This is a genomic window from Paractinoplanes ferrugineus, assembly GCF_016862195.1.
GTDB classification, from domain to species: domain Bacteria; phylum Actinomycetota; class Actinomycetes; order Mycobacteriales; family Micromonosporaceae; genus Actinoplanes; species Actinoplanes ferrugineus.
The window spans coordinates 116,950-132,054 of sequence record NZ_BOMM01000014.1 but is presented as its reverse complement, the minus strand read 5'-3'; the positions used below and the strand labels follow the sequence as shown (position 1 = coordinate 132,054).

Below are 15,105 nucleotides of genomic sequence, written 5' to 3'. Positions count from 1 at the left end.
GAGGAGCGGTATGGCCGAACCATCTGGCCCGTGGCGGCTCGACGACTTCGAGTCGAAGCTTCACGAGTGGGGTCCGACCGTTCCGCTCCCCGGCGAGGTCTACGCCGACATCAAAAGGTGGATCACCACCCGCACTGACCGCCCACGGGGCAACGCCGTTTTGGTCGACGGCGAGGAAAACGTCTGGCAAGCCCCGGTGACCTACCTGCCCGATCTGGACAGCGGTCTGCAGCGGGTGGTGTGCGCCTACCGCATCATCGAGGCCGAGCATCGGATCGTGTGCGAGTTGTTCGCGGTCCTGCCGACCTCGATCGGTGCGGAGGCGGGCCCGTGAACAGTCACTGGGAGCTGAAAGAGTTCAGGGTGCTGTTTCCTCGTTGGCGCGACCTCAGCGAGCCGAAACCTCCCGCCGACGTGGCGAGACGCGTCGACCTCTGGTGGCGTGGCCTCGAGTACTCCCCTGATCGCCCGCGCGCTGACCGGGTCAGCCCGGACAGAGACCCTGTCGGCAATCTGTGGTGGACATGGGTTCCGAACGGCGACTGGACAGACGAGCAGAAACGCCGTTTCCAGGTCGTCTGCTACGTGCGGGTCTTCGAACACGATGATCCGCGGCGGATTGTCTGCGAGAAGTTCGAGACGTGCGAGGCCGTATCGCCGTCCGCAGGACCCGTTGCCTGAAACATTGGCGCCCTGGCTGGTCACCTACGGAGCAGCAACCCACTGGTCTGGGTCTTGGTCGCCGTCCACCCGAGCAGTCCTCATTTTGGGCCATCGTCGCCGCCGCACTGCACCTGGCCCACTTCGAATACGAATACCTACCGCAAAGTCATTGAGATCAGCTCACTCGGCCAGGTAGGGGTGCGCCTAACCCGGAGACACTCGTTCGGAGTAGCGCCGGCGCCCACAACACACCTGGCTGTGGATACGCGAGTGCCCGGTGGCGACTTTCGAGTGCCCAGCGAAGATCTTTCGTCACTGCTCTGTTGCCACAGTAGGGCCCCCGCAGAGGCCTCCGACATCTCGGAAGCCTTGCTATGGGGTCTCGGCGGTCCACAGCCGCCCGACCAGGACGTGCTCGGCGTCGGCGCGATCGACCACCAGGATGGTCTCTCCTGTCCGCCGGGTGCGTGGCGTCGGGTGATCGACGCCCAGGACGTGGATGGGTTGGCCGCTGGTGTCGTCGCGCAGGCGCGGAATACCGATGAAGTCACCGTTGCGGGTCGAGCCGACTGCGATGAGGCCGCCACGCGTCGGGATGTCGAAGACCTCGTTGACGATGAACTGCACTGCGGTCATGGCGGGGTGTTCCTATACCGTTCGAGGGCTGGTGACTCACTGTCGTACGCCTGGTCCTCCAGGTCCTTGAGCGGCCGGTGCAGGTGCTCTCCGGACTGTTGCTGCACGACGTGGGTGTGTTCGTGGGCGATGGTAGCCGCCAGCGTTTCGTCGTCGGCGAAACTGGCCGGGCCCAGACGGATCTGGGTCCCGTTGAGTTCCGAAGGTGTGTAAGCGCCGGCGTCCATATGGTCGAGGTAGCGGATCTCCTCCGGGTCACTGATGATCACGACGTCGACGTCTCGCAGGTCGATATCCATCCGGTCGGCGATGCCGTGGACGTTGTCCAGCGTCATCGGGGTGCCGGGGCCGTGGTCGAGAACGTCGCGATTGCTGCGTACCGGGCTCTTGCTGAAGAAGTTCGAGCTGGCCGGCGCGGCGGGAACGTCGTTCGTCGGGTCGGAACGGCTCAGGCGGCGCAGTGCCTGCTTGAGGTCGTCCAGCACACCGTGCAAGTCGTCCAGTTCGCCGTTCAGCCGATGCAGGCTGTTCAGGAGAGCCCGGACGACATGCTGAATCTTGTTGACGCACTTCGTGACCAAAGCAGCGACCTGCCCGACCACCAATGGCGTAGCCAGGCCCAGGGTCAGACCCTCTTCTGCCAGCCATTGCGGCAGCCGGGCCGCGAGGGTGGCGACGAACTGGGCGATCAGATCCCGAACGATGCCGCGTACGAGGCCGACCAGCAGGCCTGCGCCTTCAACGGCGTACGAGATGGCTTCGGAAGCCGTCGCGATGCCCCCGATTGCGTCGAGCTGCTGCGCCGCATGGCCTCTGTATGCGTCGCCGGCTGCGCCGGCCCAGCCGGCGATATGCGTTCGAACGGCATTCGCATATTGCTGATGGGTGTCGGCCGCTGAGGAGGCAGCGTTTCGCCACGTAGTGGCGTGCGCGGCGATCTCATCGGGGTTGCCGGCGAGCCAGTCCAGTGCTTCCTTCAGCGGTTTGACGTGCTCCATCAGCCAGCTGACGCCCCAGGCCACCAGCGAGCCGAGCGGATCGATGATCATGCCCAGTGCGTCGAGGCTGCCGCCGACACCGCCCAGGGTGCCGTCCACCCAGCTGTTGTCATGGATGCCGCTGCTGATCTGTGCGGCGTCCTCGGCCAGGCCGAGCCCGGTGTACCAGGCAGTTGAACTGTGCGCCTTGGCGACCAGCGGGTTGTCAGTCACAGCGGAAGAGCGAGGTTCGGACCGCCGGCATTGTCCAGCCGGTTGGCGGTGCCGGCGTCGGTTGAGTCCATGGCCATCGCCGTCGCGCGGAGTTTCAAAGCTGTCTCCGTCAGTGCGTCCACCGCTTCGTTCATCACCTCGGCGGCGCTTCCGAAGAGCGGACTCAACAGACCCGGCAGGAATTGGCACAGCTGCCCATACGCCTGGGTGTCCACGCTCACGGTGCGCACCGCCGCCCGTGCCTGCGCCATCTGTTCGGACGCCTTGCTCACTGCGACGGCGTGCTGGAGCACCGAAGCGGCCGGGAACTCCATCGCCGCGGTCACCGGTCCTCCTCGCCGCTCGGCGCCGGAAACCTGGCTTCGAACGAGTGGAGGACCGCCCGACCGGTCTCCGTGTCTTCGCCGACCGTCACTCGCACTTCGTCGGCCACTCGGCGCGACAGCCTGGCCTGGGCACGCCGCATCACCGACATGATCTCCTCGGCCAGCCGCGGACCAGACAATTCGCGTACGCGTTCGTCAAGCTCGAGGCCTTCCACCTGACCGGCGGAACCCACCCTGACCCGGATCGCGCCGTCGCGGCCTTCCGCCGTACCGGTCAACGACGCCACCCGCCGCGACAGCTCAACGCTGCGTGTCGCTTGGGAATTTACCTGCCCGACCCAGGCGTCCAGCCAATCCTCCGCGGCATTGACACCGTCCACGCGGCTCACCTCCATCGATACCCTCCGACAGGCTATCGAGCCCTTGCGATCTCGACGTTCAGGGCATCGAGGCGAGCGCTACGCTGCCGCGGTGAGTCCGGCGGATCGGGTGAAGTCGATGGAGATCGGGGCGGTCGATGGGTGAATACCAGTACTTCGAGTTTGCCGCGATCGATCGGCCGCTGACGGCGGCGGAGCAGCGGGAACTGCGCCGGGTGTCGACGCGGGGGGAGATCTCGGCCACCAGCTTCGTGAACGAGTACGAGTGGGGCGACTTCAAGGGTGACCCCAATGTGTGGATGGCTCGTTACTTCGACGCTCACCTTTACTACGCCAATTGGGGTTTTCGTCATGTCGCCTTACGGCTGCCGCTGAGCGTGCTCGACCCGGCCACCGCGGCGCGCTATTGCCGGGGCGAGGCGGCTACGTCATGGGCGACGACAACGCACGTGATCGTGGATCTGGCAATCGACGACGAAGAGGGCGACTACGACGAGTTCGATCCGGAGGATTGGCTGTCGGAGATCACGCCCGTCCGCACGGAGTTGGCCGCGGGCGATTTCCGGTCGTTGTACCTCGGTTGGCTGCGTGTGGTGCAGGAACGCGCACTCGATGGCGCCGAATTGGAGCCGCCGGTGCCGGCCGGGTTGGGCGGATTGACCGCAGCGCAGCGGGCGCTTGTCGATTTCCTGCGGATCGATGCGGACCTGCTGCGCGCCGCGGCGCAGGGAGACGATCAAACGGCGGCGCCGCGTCTGCGTGCGGTGCGCGAATTGCTGGCGGCGGAGAGCGCTTGAGTTCGGGTACGTGCTGGTAGGTCACACGTTCGTGAAGATCGAAATGTGTCATTCCATTGAGGTGCGTAAGCTGATCTGAATGCGGAGCGGCTTCACGCAGGACGACAGCGCGCCCGGGGTGACCCGGGGCGTGGTTCGCCTGCTCCTGCTGCTCGGTCTGGCCGTCGGTACCTACCTCCTGCTGGCCCTGCTCGACCCCGCTGCTCACGCCGACGACGCCACGGATCCGATCGTCTCGATCACGGCCGTTTCCGGGGGCGTCGAAAAGGCCGTCCCCGAACCCGGCTCGAGCGTTGCGAAGAGCGGGTCGACCAGGGCAAAGTCGAGCACGCCGACTTCCGCCGAGCCGAAGTCAACTGCGCCGCGGTCCAGCGTGCAGAGGTCGAGCGTGCAGAGGTCGAGCGTGCAGAGGTCGAGCGCGCCGAAGTCGGCTGTACAGAGGACGGCTGGTTCGGGGTCTACCGCTGCGAAGGAGCGTTCGCCGAAGGTTCAGCGGCCGGTGCTCAAGGCGCAGGTGGCGCGTCTGTCTGCAGGTCAGGTGCCAGCGAAGGTCCGGCAGGTCCAGGTCCCGAAGGTTCAGGCGCCGAAGGTTCAGGCGCCGAAGTCGACTCGGGTGCGGACCGACCTGCCCGACCTGAAGAGTCAACTGCCGGCGCCAGTCACGTCCCGGGCCAGCACGCTTAGGGCGCACCTGCCCACTCCGCCCCTGGCCAAACTGTCGACCTTGCCGCCGGTGGCACAGGTCGAGTCGTCCGCGAGGCGGCTGCTTGAGATACCCGTCCTGCCGCGGACCGCGCCTGCCACCTTGATTCAACGGCTGCCGAGCTTGCCGGCGGCGGAGTTGCCGCAGCTGCCCGGCCTGCCGCGGACGCAGTGGCCACAGTGGGCGCACTTGTCGCCGGGGCAACTGCCCAGCCTGCCGCAGGCGCAGTGGCCGTGGCGGGCTGACTCGGCACCGGGTCAGCTTCCCGCCTGGGAGCTGACGCCGGGCCGGGCGCCGGCCGCGATCGAGGCTGCGGCGCTGGTCAGCCCCGCCGCGCTGCTCGTGACGGCGGGGCCGGCGGAGGCGTACGCGTATCCGCATCTGCCGTTTGGTTCGCCGCGAAGTGCGGCCGCTGTGAAAGTGGGGGCGGGGTCGACGCCGGGGCCGGGGTCGCCGCGGCGGCCCGCTGATGGTTCGACTTCCACCGGGCAAGCGCGTGACTCCGGTGGGGGCAGCGCGCCCACGATGGCGACTGTTTCGTCGGTGTGGCGGCCTGAGGTCGCGGCCGCCGGCAGTCGCCTGGCCACTGATCGTCTCGCCGGCGGGCGCACCGTCCGCTATGCGGGTCCTCCCAGCTGAAAAGACCTCCCGCAAGGGATCCGGAAACCGGCCGACACCAGGTCGGCCGTCCCGAGTCTTCGAACCCTGGCTGGGAGGCCATCGTGATCCGCATTCTGCTCGTCGAACCCATGAATCTGCTCCGCGGCGCCCTGACCGCGACGTTGTCCCGCGAAGAGGACTTCGAGATGGTCGCCGACCTCGGCGGCCTCGACCAGGCGTCGGACATGGCCCGCGCCGTGCCGCCGGACGTGGCCGTCGTCAACATCGCGTTGCTGGCTGGTTCGGGCCTGGCCACGATCGCCCGGTTCGCCGCCGAGCAGCCCGGGTGCGCCATCCTGGTGCTTGCCGGCACGGATGAGTCGGGGCTGCTCAACCGAGCCCTCGACCTGCGCATCGACGGGGTGGTCGGCACTCAGGCGGCGCCGTGCGAGCTGGTTCGGGACATCCGCCGGCTCGTTCGGGGGGAGCGGGTCATCGACGCGAACCTGGCGGTCGCGATGGTGGCGGCGCCGCGCAGTCCGCTGTCGCCCCGTGAGTTGAACGTGCTGAGTGTGGCCGCTTCGGGGGTGCCGTCCACCGAGGTGGCGGCGAAACTGCATTTGAGCACCGGCACCGTACGCAATTACATCTCGGCGATCCTGCGTAAGACCGGAGCCCGCAACCGGCTGGAGGCCGTACGCCTCGCCGAGGGAGCCGGCTGGCTGCACTGACGCCGACGCAGACGGCGACGCAGCCGCACCTGGCGGGGTGCGACTGCGTCGGATCTACCGGCCCGAGCTCGGGTCTGGTCAGCCTTGGCCGAGCAGAGCGAGGATGGCGTTCAGGAGTGCGGCCAGTCCACCGGCGGTCGGGGTGCCGTCGAGCAGGTGGGTGACGGCGCACAGGAGGTTGCCGAGCAGGTTGCCGGCTGCCTGCACCGCAGTGATCACCAGGTGCACCTGGTTCAGGTCGACGACCAGGCCGAGCAGGTCGAGGTGCAGCGGGCCGAGCACCAGGTTCAGCACCTGACAGGTCACCGCGGCGACCGTCACGGGCATGGCGACGTTCCGGGTGACGGAACCGACCGGGGCGCCCGACGAGTCCTTGACCGTACCGGTCAGCACGCCGTTGGCCAGCACGTTCCCGTTCCGCGTGGTGAAGGTCGTCGGGGTGAATGTGCCGGCGAACGAACCACCGTTGGCGGCCGTACCAGTGACCGGCGTGGCAAGCGCGGTGACCGGCGGTGCGGCCGCTTTTGCGCTCGGTGCGGCAGTGGCGGCGCCGGCACCGGTGAAGCTGAGGCCCAACGTGGCGACCAGGGTTACGACGATCATCGTTAGCCGTTGCCGATGTGTCATTGTTCCTCCTGCTTTGGGTGCTCACTGGCTCGTTGCTGTCATCGATAAGCCTCGTTGCCGGCGAGGGCTCAACCCAGTGAGCGGAGTCAGGGGAACCGCTGACAATTGTCATGTTTGCCGCCGGGGCACGGGATTGCCCGAACTACTTAAGTTTCCTTACAGATATTGACGAGGGGTTCTCGTATTTGGTTTGGTCTATGTGACGCGCGCGGTCCCCACGTCCCCCGAGGCTGACTGAGGTCCGCTATGAAGAAGAAACCCCTGCTCGCGCTATTTGCCACCGCCGCACTGGGTGTGCTCGGCGTGGTGTTGCCGGTGACCATGTCGCAGGCTGCGGCGGCCTGTGTCACGGGCTACAGCGGCAGCCAGGTCTACACCGGAGGGATGACCGCCTCCTACAACAGCCACAACTGGACCGCCAAGTGGTGGACCCAGGGCGAAGCGCCCAGCACCGGGGGCTCCGGGGTCTGGCAAGACAACGGGTCCTGCGACGGCGGCAGCACCGGCGGAGGCGGCACGAGCTGCAGCTACCCGGCCTGGGTCGCGGGTCAGTACTACGCGGCCGGCGCCATCGTGCGCTACACGAACGGGCAGTACTACCAGGCCACCCATGAGAACCCGGGCTACGACCCGATCATCAGCACCTGGTTCTGGTCGCCCTACACCTGCGGCGGCAGCGGCGGCGGCAACACGGGGGGCGGCGGCAACACGGGCGGGTTCGTGGTGAGCGAGGCCCAGTTCAATCAGATGTTCCCGAACCGGAACGGCTTCTACTCGTACGCCGGTCTGACCGACGCCATGAAGAAGTACCCGGCCTTCGCCACCACCGGCAGTGACACGGTCAAGAAGCAGGAGGCCGCGGCTTTCCTGGCCAACGTCAGCCACGAGACCGGCGGGCTCGTCTACATCGATGAGACCAACCAGGCCAACTGGCCGCACTACTGCGACACCTCCCAGCCGTACGGCTGCCCGGCCGGCCAGTCCGCCTATCACGGGCGCGGGCCGATCCAGCTGAGCTGGAACTTCAACTATTACGCCGCGGGCAACGCGCTCGGTGTCGACCTGCTCAACAACCCGGGCCTGGTCGGGACGAACTCCAGCATCTCGTGGCAGACCGGCCTCTGGTACTGGATGACCGGGACCGGCGCGGCCGGCACCACCGCGCACAACGCCATGGTCAACGGTCAGGGCTTCGGCACGACCATCCGGGCGATCAACAGCATCGAGTGCAACGGCGGTAACCCCGGCCAGGTGCAGAGCCGGATCAACCTGTACACCCAGATCGCCGGCGTCCTCGGCGTCTCCACCGGCGGCAACCTGAGCTGCTGAGCTGCGCGGGTGGTGTCGCCTACGGGGCGGCACCACCCGCCCCCCATGGCCTAACGTCGGCGGCATGCAGACGCACACGCTCGCACTTCCCGCCGTCGACCTGGTCTACGACGTTCGCGAGGGAGCCGGCGAACGACCGTTGCTCATGATCGGGCAGCCGATGACGGCGGACGGCTTCACCGCGCTCGCCGAGCACTTCACCGACCGTACTGTTGTCACCTATGACCCGCGCGGCCTCGGCCGCAGCGTCCGCAAGGACGGCCGGGCCGATCTGAATCCCTACGACCAGGCCGAGGATCTGCACGCGCTCATCGAACGGCTCGGCCCGGTCGACGTCTTCGCCAGCAGCGGCGGGGCGGTGACCGCCCTGGAACTCGTCGCGAAACACCCGGCCGACGTGCACACCCTGGTCGCACACGAGCCGCCGATCAATGCGGTGTTGCCCGACGCCGCGGCCGCCGCCCGGGCGCGCGCCTTCTTCAACGACGCCTACGAGGCGAAGGGCGCCGGCGCGGGAATGGCCGCGTTCATCGTGATGACCTCGTGGCAGGGCGAGTTCACCGACGAGTTCTTCGCGCGGCCGGCGCCCGATCCGGCGATGTTCGGCATGCCGGCCGGCGACGACGGCAACCGCGACGATCCGCTGCTGTCCAAGCGCGCGTGGGCGATCATCGACTTCGAGCCCGACGTGGCGGCGTTGACGGCGGCCTCGACCCGGATCGTGGTCGCGGTCGGCGAGGAGTCGGCGGGCACCTACACCGCACGTACAGCGCAAGGCCTGGCCGAACTCCTCGGCCAGGAACCCACGGTCTTCCCCAGCCACCACGGCGGTTTCGTGGGCGGGGATTCCGGCTACGCGGGCAAGCCCGCGGAATTCGCGGCCAAGCTGCGCGAGGTTCTCAAGGCTCCGGAGTGATGCGACCAGACCGCAGCCGTACGACGTTGTCGGCCGCCTCGATGACCCGCTGGTCGTGGGTCGCCACGATGGCGAGCGTGCCCGATTCGACGACCGCTCGCAGGGCGTCGAGCACCAGGTGCACGTGCTCGTCGTCCTGGTGGGCGGTCGGCTCGTCGAGAACGGCCACCTGCGGCCCGAGCACGAGGGCCCGCCCCAGCGCCGTCCGCTGCTGCTCGCCGAGCGAGGTGTCCTGTACCGGCCGCTTCGCGATGCCGGCGAGGCCGAGCCGCTGAAGCAGGACCTCCGGCCGGCCGGTGGCGCGCAGCGCGGCCGGGAGCAGGACGTTCTCCTCGACTGTCAGGGACGGCTCCAGGGCCAGCCGCTGGGGAAGCAGGGAGACGGTGGCCCAGTCGGTGGTCGGGGGCCGGCCGCCGATCAGCAGGTCGCCACTGGTCGGCTTCATGACGCCGGCGATCAGGTGGCACAGGGTCGACTTGCCGGAACCCGACCGTCCGGCCAGGACGGTCAGGGCCGACGGCTCGAGTGACAGGTCGACGTCCCGCAGGACGTACGTCTTGTCGCGTCGATGGCTGACACCTCGGACCTCCAGCAGGGTCATGATCACTCCGGACGGTGCAGCTCGACGTGGCCGTCTACGACGGTGACGACCACCTGGCCGTCGGGGAACAGGGGCAGCGCGTCCTCGGGCAGCTGGATGCGGCCCTGGCCGTCGATCATGCTGGTGTGCGCACGGCCGTCGGAGGCGGAACCGGTGAGCACGCCGTGCCGCAGCCGCAGCACGGTGTCGGCGGCCGCCATCGCCCGCGCGTCGTGGGTGGCGAGCACGACGGCGCTGCCCGCGTCGGCCCGGGCCCGCAGCAGTCGCAGCACGAGCGCGGCCGAGTCGTCGTCGAGTTCGGCGGTCGGCTCGTCGGCCACCAGCAGGGCGGGCGTGCCGACCGAGGCCGCCGCCACCGCGAGTCGCTGCTGCTCACCGCCGGACAGCACGGCCGGCAGCGCGGCGGCGCGGCCGGTCAGTTCGACCTCGGCCAGCACGTCGAGCGGATCGCAGGTGACGCCGCGCAGGCGGGCCATCTGCTCGATCTGTCCACGCGCGTCCAGCTGCGGGAACAGGCTGTGCGTCGGTCGCTGCGCCACCCAGCCGATCTCGCGGCGGCGCAGTTGCTGCAACCGGCGCCGGGACAGGCCGGACACCAGCGTGCCTCGATGACGCAGCTCGCCGCCGGCCGGTCGTTCGCGCAGGGCCAGCAGCGCGAGCAGGGTGGATTTGCCGCTGCCGGACGGGCCGGTGATCGCGCTGATCCGGCCGCCGACCACGGTCACGTCGACGCCGCGCAGCGCCTGGGTCGGGCCGGTCGGCGCGGCGTAGAGCTGGAGCAGTTCCCGGCCCTGCAACAGCGGCTCAGTCGTCACGGTAGGCATCCTCCTCCGCGCTCGCCGAGCGCACCGTGGTCAGCGCGACCGCCAGCGCCGCCGCCACGAGGGCGGCCGCGGCGGTGATCGCGAGGCCGAGCGGGGAGAGCTGGAACGCATAGTGCGGGAGCAGGCCGGGCTGCTCGTCGAGCAGCCGGCCGCCGAGCGGCGCGAGCGCGGCCACCCCGGCCACGGCGGCGCCGTACGCGACCACCGCCAGCAGCACGAACTCCAGGGCCCGCGCCCGGCGCACCCGGGCCCGGCCGAGACCGACCCGGGCCAGCATCAGGTCGGTCGGGCGGCGCAGCACCGCGGTTCGCTGGGCATAGACGCACAGGGTCAGCACCGCCAGCAGAGCCAGGTAGCCGGCGATGGCGAGCTGATAGCCGCGGGCGCGCTCGGTCGCGATGTAGGTGGCGTTCTGTCGCAGCAGGGTCGCGCTGCTCACCGTCTCGGGCTGCACGCCGGCCGCCGTCAGCACCGGTCCGACGCTGGTGGAACTCCACAGGAAGGTGCGGAAGAGCTGGGCGCCGGCGGGTAATTCGGTGCGGGCCCTCAGCCGTGGATCGTCGGGGCCGAGCTTGGCGAACATCGGGGTGGCGGCGACGACGTACATCGGGCGACCCTGCATGCCGGGGAACGCGGCGACACGGGCGGCCACCGTCAGGTCCTCGACCGCGGAGCCGACCGTCGCGCGGATCGTGTCGACGTGGACCGACGACGGATCGCCGACCACGATGACCCGGGCCGAGCCGCTGCCGTTCGTCTCGTCGGCGGTGCCCGGGTCGGCGGCCAGCCCGGCCACCGCGGCGCGAGCCGCCGCCAGCTCCGGGCCGTGCCCCCACATCGCCACGTTCAGGAACCGGGCCGGGTCGATGACCAGCAGGTCCTTGCGGAAGTCGTCGAGCGGGGTGAGCACGTCGGAGCGCCAGACCACGGTGTTGCCGGCGGGCAGCGGAGGGATGCGGGCGCCGGCCACCGGGGCGTCCGCCAGGGCGCCGGTCGCCGGGTCGACGGCGGGGGCGACTGCGGCGCTCGGGTCAAGTGTGGACGAGCCGCCGTCAAGCACCGCGACGCTCTCGGCGCCGGCCGCGACCGCGATCCGGTCGTCCGACGAGACGGCCGTGGACTCCACCGCGGACAGGCCGAACAGCAACATGCCGAGACCCGCTGTCACCACCGTGCCGGCGAGCCGACGCTCGGCACCGCCGGAGCCGAGCCGGCGGCGGGCGAGCCACACCACCGCCCGCGCCGGCGATGAAGGCAGCCCGGAACCGGCCGTCGACCATCTCGGCCACCAGCCGCGCGGCGAGCGCGAACCACCCGCGAGCCAACCTGGCAACCAGCTCGCGATCACGCCGAGCGCGGCCAGCACCAGCAACGGCACCAACAGGTCGACGCCGCCGGCCTTGTCGTCCGCGCTCACCAGGCCGGCGGCGGCGACCAGGGCGGCGACCACCACCATCGCGGCCCACGGCAGCGGTCGTCGGGCGGTGGCCGGCGGCGATGGCCGTACCCGTCGCATCGCCGCGAGCGCGCCCACCAGACCGACCGTGGCCAGACCGGCAAGGGCGACCGAGGCCGCCGTCACGCCGGCCGGAGCCGGCGAGTCGGCCAGCCGGCCCGGCGGGCCGAGCCACACCACCAGCTGCCAGGCGGCCAGCCAGCCCAATGCCGCCCCCAGCGCGGCCGGAAGCAGGTGTTCGAGCAACCAGAGACCGCCCACCCGGAGCGCGCCGATCCCGGTGGCGACCTCGTGGCGGATCTCCCGGTCCCGGCGCCGGGCGGTCAGCAGCGCCACCGCCAGCACCGAGGCCAGCCCGACGCCGGTGGCCGCCCACTCGACCGGCCGGGTGCGCCGGCGCACCGTCTCGGTCTGGGCCCGGGCGCTGTCGACGATCCGGCCGATGCCGCTGGCGAACCGCAGCGAGAGCAGGTCGTTGCCGTCGGCCGGCAGGTTCGTCGCGTATTTCCGGCGTACCCCCTCCAAGCCGTCGGCCGTGCGTTTCGCCTCGGTGAGCGTCACGCCCGGGGCCAGCGCCGCCTCGACCGACCAGAAGATCTGGTCACCGGTGGCCTCGGCCAGGCGTTCCACTGTCGGCACGTCGCCGATGAGGAGGTACGCGGGAAGCGTCTGGTATTCGGTGTCCTCCGGGGTGTCGCCCCGGCGCAGCGCCCACTTGTGACCCCCGTTCACCTCGGCCGGCAGCCGCCCGGCCGCGTCGACGGCGTAGATGCCGCCGACCGGCGTGGTGACCCGGCGGGGAATGCCCCGGTTGCCGAACTTGAGGGCGAGCACGACCTGATCGCCGGCCCGCACGCCGAGCTCGGCGGCCATCGGTTGGGGCAGCCAGATGCCGGCCGGGCCGCTCGCGCCGACCGGGACCAGCTCGGCGACCGGTGAGCCGACGGCGAAGAGACGCCCCCGCTCACGGTCGTCGACCGTGAAGCCCCAGAACGTGGGGGCGGCCAGCTCGGCGCCGACCGACGAGCCGGTCAGGTCGGGCTCGGTCATGCCGGGCACCCGCCGGATGTCGGCGATCACCGACTGCTGGTCCAAGCTCTTCGGGCCGACGTCGGCCGATATGCGCACGACCGCCGCGTCGTTCTGCCGCGAGGTCGTGGCGACCTCGTCGAGCCGCACCCGGAACGCGGCGTTGTCCGATGCCTCGGCGAACATCTGGCCCGCCGCACCGGCCGCGGCCAGCACGCCGAAGGCGGCGACGATCAGGAGCGACCAGGCCCGCTGTCGTAGTCCGCCGAGAACCGCGGCCGAGGTGAGACGGTCAACGAGCATGATCCCTGAAGCTATCGCACGGCGGCCCTCCGTGGCTGCCCGGTCGCCGGGCCCCGGTCGGTCGCGAACGAGTGGACGTGATGAACCAGTTGACCGCGCGCGGCCGGATCGGCGCCCCGGCCGAGATCGCCGAATATCACGGTGCCCAGCACGTGGCGTACGCGCTTGCCGGCGTCCTGACCAAGATGCGCTGACGGACTCGCGGCCGTTCACACCCGGTCGTCCGGGTGGGCGGTCAGGGCGATGCCGTCGGCGGTCAGCGCTGGACCGGTGGCCCGGCAGGTCTGGCCGCCCCAGCCGAGGATCTGGGCGCCGGTCCAGACCAGAGCGCCGCTGACTCCGCAGAAGCCGGCCCGCGCCAGCGTCGTCTCGCGGAGCAGCACCCGGCCGGTCCGCGGGTCGACCGCGCTGACCTCGGGCATCCCGGCCAGCAGAAGCACGCCGGGCCGGAGCGGGGTGGCCAGCCCGGGGTAGCCGGTTCCGAGCTGGTTGGGGGCGCTGACTTCGGCCGACGTCTCCTTCTCGGTCCAGTTGCCGGGGGCCACGAGTCCGTCGGTGAGCGCGCCGCCGAAGATCCGGGTGCGCTGATCCCGGTCCGTGAGCACGAGGTACGCGACGCCCGCGTCCACGGTCAGCCCGACCCGGTCGACGGGATCGTCGGCGATGGGCGACGGTCCCCGCACCAGACCGGAGCCGGTCACGCTCACCTGTTCGACCGAGACGACGCCGTCGTCGTCGGTGTACGCCAGCACCAGCGTCGAGCCGGCCGCCGCCGCGGCGACCACCCGCCCCGGCTCCCGGAACGTCGTCCACCGGTCCGCCCGTGGGTCGTAGACCAGGACGGTCCGGGCGGCGTCGGTGCCGTCCACGCCGGATCCGCCGAACACCACCATCCGGCCGTCGACCATCAGCGTCTGCCCGCCGGTGCGGCCGGTGCCCGGGGCCGCGGCGATGCGCCGCCAGCGGTTGCTGCCGGGGCTGTAGGCGGCGCCGTCGGTGACACCCCGTGGACTGTGCCGGGCGTCCGAGCCGCCCCAGACGATCATCTCGGTGCCCGTCCAGGCCGCCTGGGCCTCGGCGCGGGCGCCGAGCGGAGCCGCCGGAAGCATCCGCCAGCTGCCCAGGCCGGGATCGTAGGCGGCGCCGTCCGCCCGGAACAGCCCGGCCGACTGGTTGCTGCCGCCCCAGACGATCATCTCGGTGCCGGTCCAGACGGCTGCGACATCCCGGCGCGCGGCCAACGGCGCGGCCGGGAGCTTGCCGATCGAGCTGCGCCAGGTGGGCTTGTCGGGGGCCGGCACGAGCACGTTCACCGCGACCGCCGTGGCGCCGACGAGAGCGAGCAGGCCGGCGCCGACCGCGGCCAGCCGGCCCGGCGTGAAGTTCATCAGGCCCCCCGTGACTGATCCTGGACGGGACCATGATGCCGGGTCAGTCGTCCTCCGTGCGTACCCGCACTTGAGGCACCCCGCCGGAGCAGGTCAACTCCACCTTGACCCGGTCGTGGTCGTCGCGGATCCCGCGGAACTCGCCCTGGTGATCGTCCTGCTCGTGGATCGCGTAGCCCTGCGCGGGCGACATCGCCTCGATGCGCTCGCAGTCGGCCACCACGGTGCCGCCGGCGGTGGCGAAGGACTGCGCACTCGACGCCGGCGCACCGACTCCCGTGCTCGGTGCCCGCGACGGCGTCAGCGGTGGGGAGGCGGACGCCGAGCCCAGCGCGATCTCCACGTCCCGCTCGCTTATCGACACGCCCGGCCGCGACGTCAGGCCCGCGCCCACCACGCCGATGCCGACCACCCCGACAAGCACGGCGAGCACCGCCGCCACGATCCATCCGGCGACGATGACCATGGGCCGACGGCCCAGACGATCCAGCAAACGCATATGCCTACTCTGCGCCGTCCGACCCTAAGGTGGGCCCGCGGCATGGATAACGGAAGGTTAAGAAGGCGCCGGTCGGCGGCTCGCAC

The 15,105-nt window shown here is 70.5% G+C and carries 17 protein-coding genes; 7 read left to right on the top strand and 10 right to left on the bottom strand.

Features of this window, described 5'->3' with window-relative positions:
* Nucleotides 1-10 precede the first annotated feature (10 nt).
* Together Afe05nite_RS10170 and Afe05nite_RS10165 are read left to right on the top strand one after the other, a co-directional pair.
* On the top strand, nucleotides 11-334 hold the full coding sequence (locus Afe05nite_RS10170; RefSeq protein ID WP_203816748.1) for a hypothetical protein: 324 nt from the start codon (nucleotides 11-13) through the stop codon (nucleotides 332-334).
* Nucleotides 331-681: a hypothetical protein gene (locus Afe05nite_RS10165; protein WP_203816747.1), complete on the top strand. Its 351-nt coding sequence runs from the start codon at nucleotides 331-333 to the stop codon at nucleotides 679-681. The genes Afe05nite_RS10170 and Afe05nite_RS10165 overlap by 4 nt, the downstream gene beginning before the upstream one ends.
* A 354-nt stretch (nucleotides 682-1,035) precedes the next feature.
* Here Afe05nite_RS10165 and Afe05nite_RS10160 read toward each other — a convergent pair whose 3' ends face one another.
* The 4 genes from Afe05nite_RS10160 to Afe05nite_RS10145 are packed head-to-tail and all read right to left on the bottom strand — an operon-like array spanning nucleotide 1,036 to nucleotide 3,216.
* Nucleotides 1,036-1,299, bottom strand: coding sequence for a hypothetical protein (locus Afe05nite_RS10160; protein ID WP_203816746.1), 264 nt, complete (start codon nucleotides 1,297-1,299; stop codon nucleotides 1,036-1,038).
* Nucleotides 1,296-2,510, bottom strand: coding sequence for a WXG100-like domain-containing protein (locus tag Afe05nite_RS10155; RefSeq protein WP_203816745.1), 1,215 nt, complete (start codon nucleotides 2,508-2,510; stop codon nucleotides 1,296-1,298). Before Afe05nite_RS10155 ends, Afe05nite_RS10160 begins: the two co-directional genes overlap by 4 nt.
* Entirely contained in the window at nucleotides 2,507-2,836 is a 330-nt protein-coding gene (locus Afe05nite_RS10150) for a hypothetical protein (protein ID WP_203816744.1), read from the bottom strand. Before Afe05nite_RS10150 ends, Afe05nite_RS10155 begins: the two co-directional genes overlap by 4 nt.
* Nucleotides 2,833-3,216: a YbaB/EbfC family nucleoid-associated protein gene (locus Afe05nite_RS10145; RefSeq protein WP_203816743.1), complete on the bottom strand. Its 384-nt coding sequence runs from the start codon at nucleotides 3,214-3,216 to the stop codon at nucleotides 2,833-2,835. Before Afe05nite_RS10145 ends, Afe05nite_RS10150 begins: the two co-directional genes overlap by 4 nt.
* Nucleotides 3,217-3,353: 137 nt before the next feature.
* Between Afe05nite_RS10145 and Afe05nite_RS10140 the strand changes: the two genes are divergently transcribed.
* The 3 genes from Afe05nite_RS10140 to Afe05nite_RS10130 all read left to right on the top strand — a co-directional run bounded on the left by Afe05nite_RS10140 (nucleotide 3,354) and on the right by Afe05nite_RS10130 (nucleotide 6,047).
* Nucleotides 3,354-4,013: a hypothetical protein gene (locus Afe05nite_RS10140; RefSeq protein WP_203816742.1), complete on the top strand. Its 660-nt coding sequence runs from the start codon at nucleotides 3,354-3,356 to the stop codon at nucleotides 4,011-4,013.
* 79 nt (nucleotides 4,014-4,092) lie between these two features.
* Nucleotides 4,093-5,355: a hypothetical protein gene (locus Afe05nite_RS10135; protein WP_203816741.1), complete on the top strand. Its 1,263-nt coding sequence runs from the start codon at nucleotides 4,093-4,095 to the stop codon at nucleotides 5,353-5,355.
* Between the two features lie 83 nt (nucleotides 5,356-5,438).
* Entirely contained in the window at nucleotides 5,439-6,047 is a 609-nt protein-coding gene (locus Afe05nite_RS10130) for a response regulator transcription factor (protein ID WP_203816740.1), read from the top strand.
* Between the two features lie 78 nt (nucleotides 6,048-6,125).
* On the opposite strand, the gene Afe05nite_RS10125 is transcribed toward Afe05nite_RS10130, so the two are convergent.
* A complete protein-coding gene (locus Afe05nite_RS10125) occupies nucleotides 6,126-6,650 on the bottom strand; it encodes a hypothetical protein (RefSeq protein WP_239117696.1) in 525 nt (174 codons plus the stop codon).
* Between the two features lie 270 nt (nucleotides 6,651-6,920).
* Here Afe05nite_RS10125 and Afe05nite_RS10120 point away from each other — a divergent pair, with 270 nt between their 5' ends.
* Nucleotides 6,921-8,003 (top strand): glycoside hydrolase family 19 protein, encoded by a 1,083-nt coding sequence (locus Afe05nite_RS10120; RefSeq protein WP_203816738.1) that lies wholly within the window; start codon nucleotides 6,921-6,923, stop codon nucleotides 8,001-8,003.
* A 64-nt stretch (nucleotides 8,004-8,067) separates the two neighbouring features.
* Entirely contained in the window at nucleotides 8,068-8,919 is an 852-nt protein-coding gene (locus tag Afe05nite_RS10115) for an alpha/beta fold hydrolase (RefSeq protein ID WP_203816737.1), read from the top strand.
* On the opposite strand, the gene Afe05nite_RS10110 is transcribed toward Afe05nite_RS10115, so the two are convergent.
* The 5 genes from Afe05nite_RS10110 to Afe05nite_RS10090 all read right to left on the bottom strand — a co-directional run bounded on the left by Afe05nite_RS10110 (nucleotide 8,903) and on the right by Afe05nite_RS10090 (nucleotide 15,019).
* Entirely contained in the window at nucleotides 8,903-9,520 is a 618-nt protein-coding gene (locus tag Afe05nite_RS10110) for an ATP-binding cassette domain-containing protein (protein ID WP_203816736.1), read from the bottom strand. The genes Afe05nite_RS10115 and Afe05nite_RS10110 overlap by 17 nt on opposite strands.
* Nucleotides 9,521-9,522: 2 nt before the next feature.
* A complete protein-coding gene (locus tag Afe05nite_RS10105; protein WP_203816735.1) occupies nucleotides 9,523-10,335 on the bottom strand; it encodes an ATP-binding cassette domain-containing protein in 813 nt (270 codons plus the stop codon).
* A complete protein-coding gene (locus Afe05nite_RS10100) occupies nucleotides 10,325-13,132 on the bottom strand; it encodes a hypothetical protein (RefSeq protein WP_203816734.1) in 2,808 nt (935 codons plus the stop codon). Before Afe05nite_RS10100 ends, Afe05nite_RS10105 begins: the two co-directional genes overlap by 11 nt.
* A gap of 209 nt (nucleotides 13,133-13,341) precedes the next feature.
* A complete protein-coding gene (locus Afe05nite_RS10095; RefSeq protein ID WP_203816733.1) occupies nucleotides 13,342-14,520 on the bottom strand; it encodes a Kelch repeat-containing protein in 1,179 nt (392 codons plus the stop codon).
* A gap of 43 nt (nucleotides 14,521-14,563) precedes the next feature.
* Nucleotides 14,564-15,019 carry a hypothetical protein gene (locus Afe05nite_RS10090; protein ID WP_203816732.1) on the bottom strand — a complete coding sequence of 152 codons (456 nt, stop codon included), beginning with the start codon at nucleotides 15,017-15,019 and terminating at the stop codon, nucleotides 14,564-14,566.
* Nucleotides 15,020-15,105 lie beyond the last annotated feature (86 nt).

Coding starts and splice junctions, on each gene's coding strand:
- Afe05nite_RS10100 (WP_203816734.1), bottom strand. CDS start 13,132: ATGCTCGTTGACCGTCTCACCTCGGCCGCGGTTCTCGGCGGACTACGA.
- Afe05nite_RS10160 (WP_203816746.1), bottom strand. CDS start 1,299: ATGACCGCAGTGCAGTTCATCGTCAACGAGGTCTTCGACATCCCGACG.
- Afe05nite_RS10125 (WP_239117696.1), bottom strand. CDS start 6,650: ATGATCGTCGTAACCCTGGTCGCCACGTTGGGCCTCAGCTTCACCGGT.
- Afe05nite_RS10120 (WP_203816738.1), top strand. CDS start 6,921: ATGAAGAAGAAACCCCTGCTCGCGCTATTTGCCACCGCCGCACTGGGT.
- Afe05nite_RS10110 (WP_203816736.1), bottom strand. CDS start 9,520: ATGACCCTGCTGGAGGTCCGAGGTGTCAGCCATCGACGCGACAAGACG.
- Afe05nite_RS10170 (WP_203816748.1), top strand. CDS start 11: ATGGCCGAACCATCTGGCCCGTGGCGGCTCGACGACTTCGAGTCGAAG.
- Afe05nite_RS10090 (WP_203816732.1), bottom strand. CDS start 15,019: ATGCGTTTGCTGGATCGTCTGGGCCGTCGGCCCATGGTCATCGTCGCC.
- Afe05nite_RS10115 (WP_203816737.1), top strand. CDS start 8,068: ATGCAGACGCACACGCTCGCACTTCCCGCCGTCGACCTGGTCTACGAC.
- Afe05nite_RS10095 (WP_203816733.1), bottom strand. CDS start 14,520: ATGAACTTCACGCCGGGCCGGCTGGCCGCGGTCGGCGCCGGCCTGCTC.
- Afe05nite_RS10140 (WP_203816742.1), top strand. CDS start 3,354: ATGGGTGAATACCAGTACTTCGAGTTTGCCGCGATCGATCGGCCGCTG.
- Afe05nite_RS10135 (WP_203816741.1), top strand. CDS start 4,093: ATGCGGAGCGGCTTCACGCAGGACGACAGCGCGCCCGGGGTGACCCGG.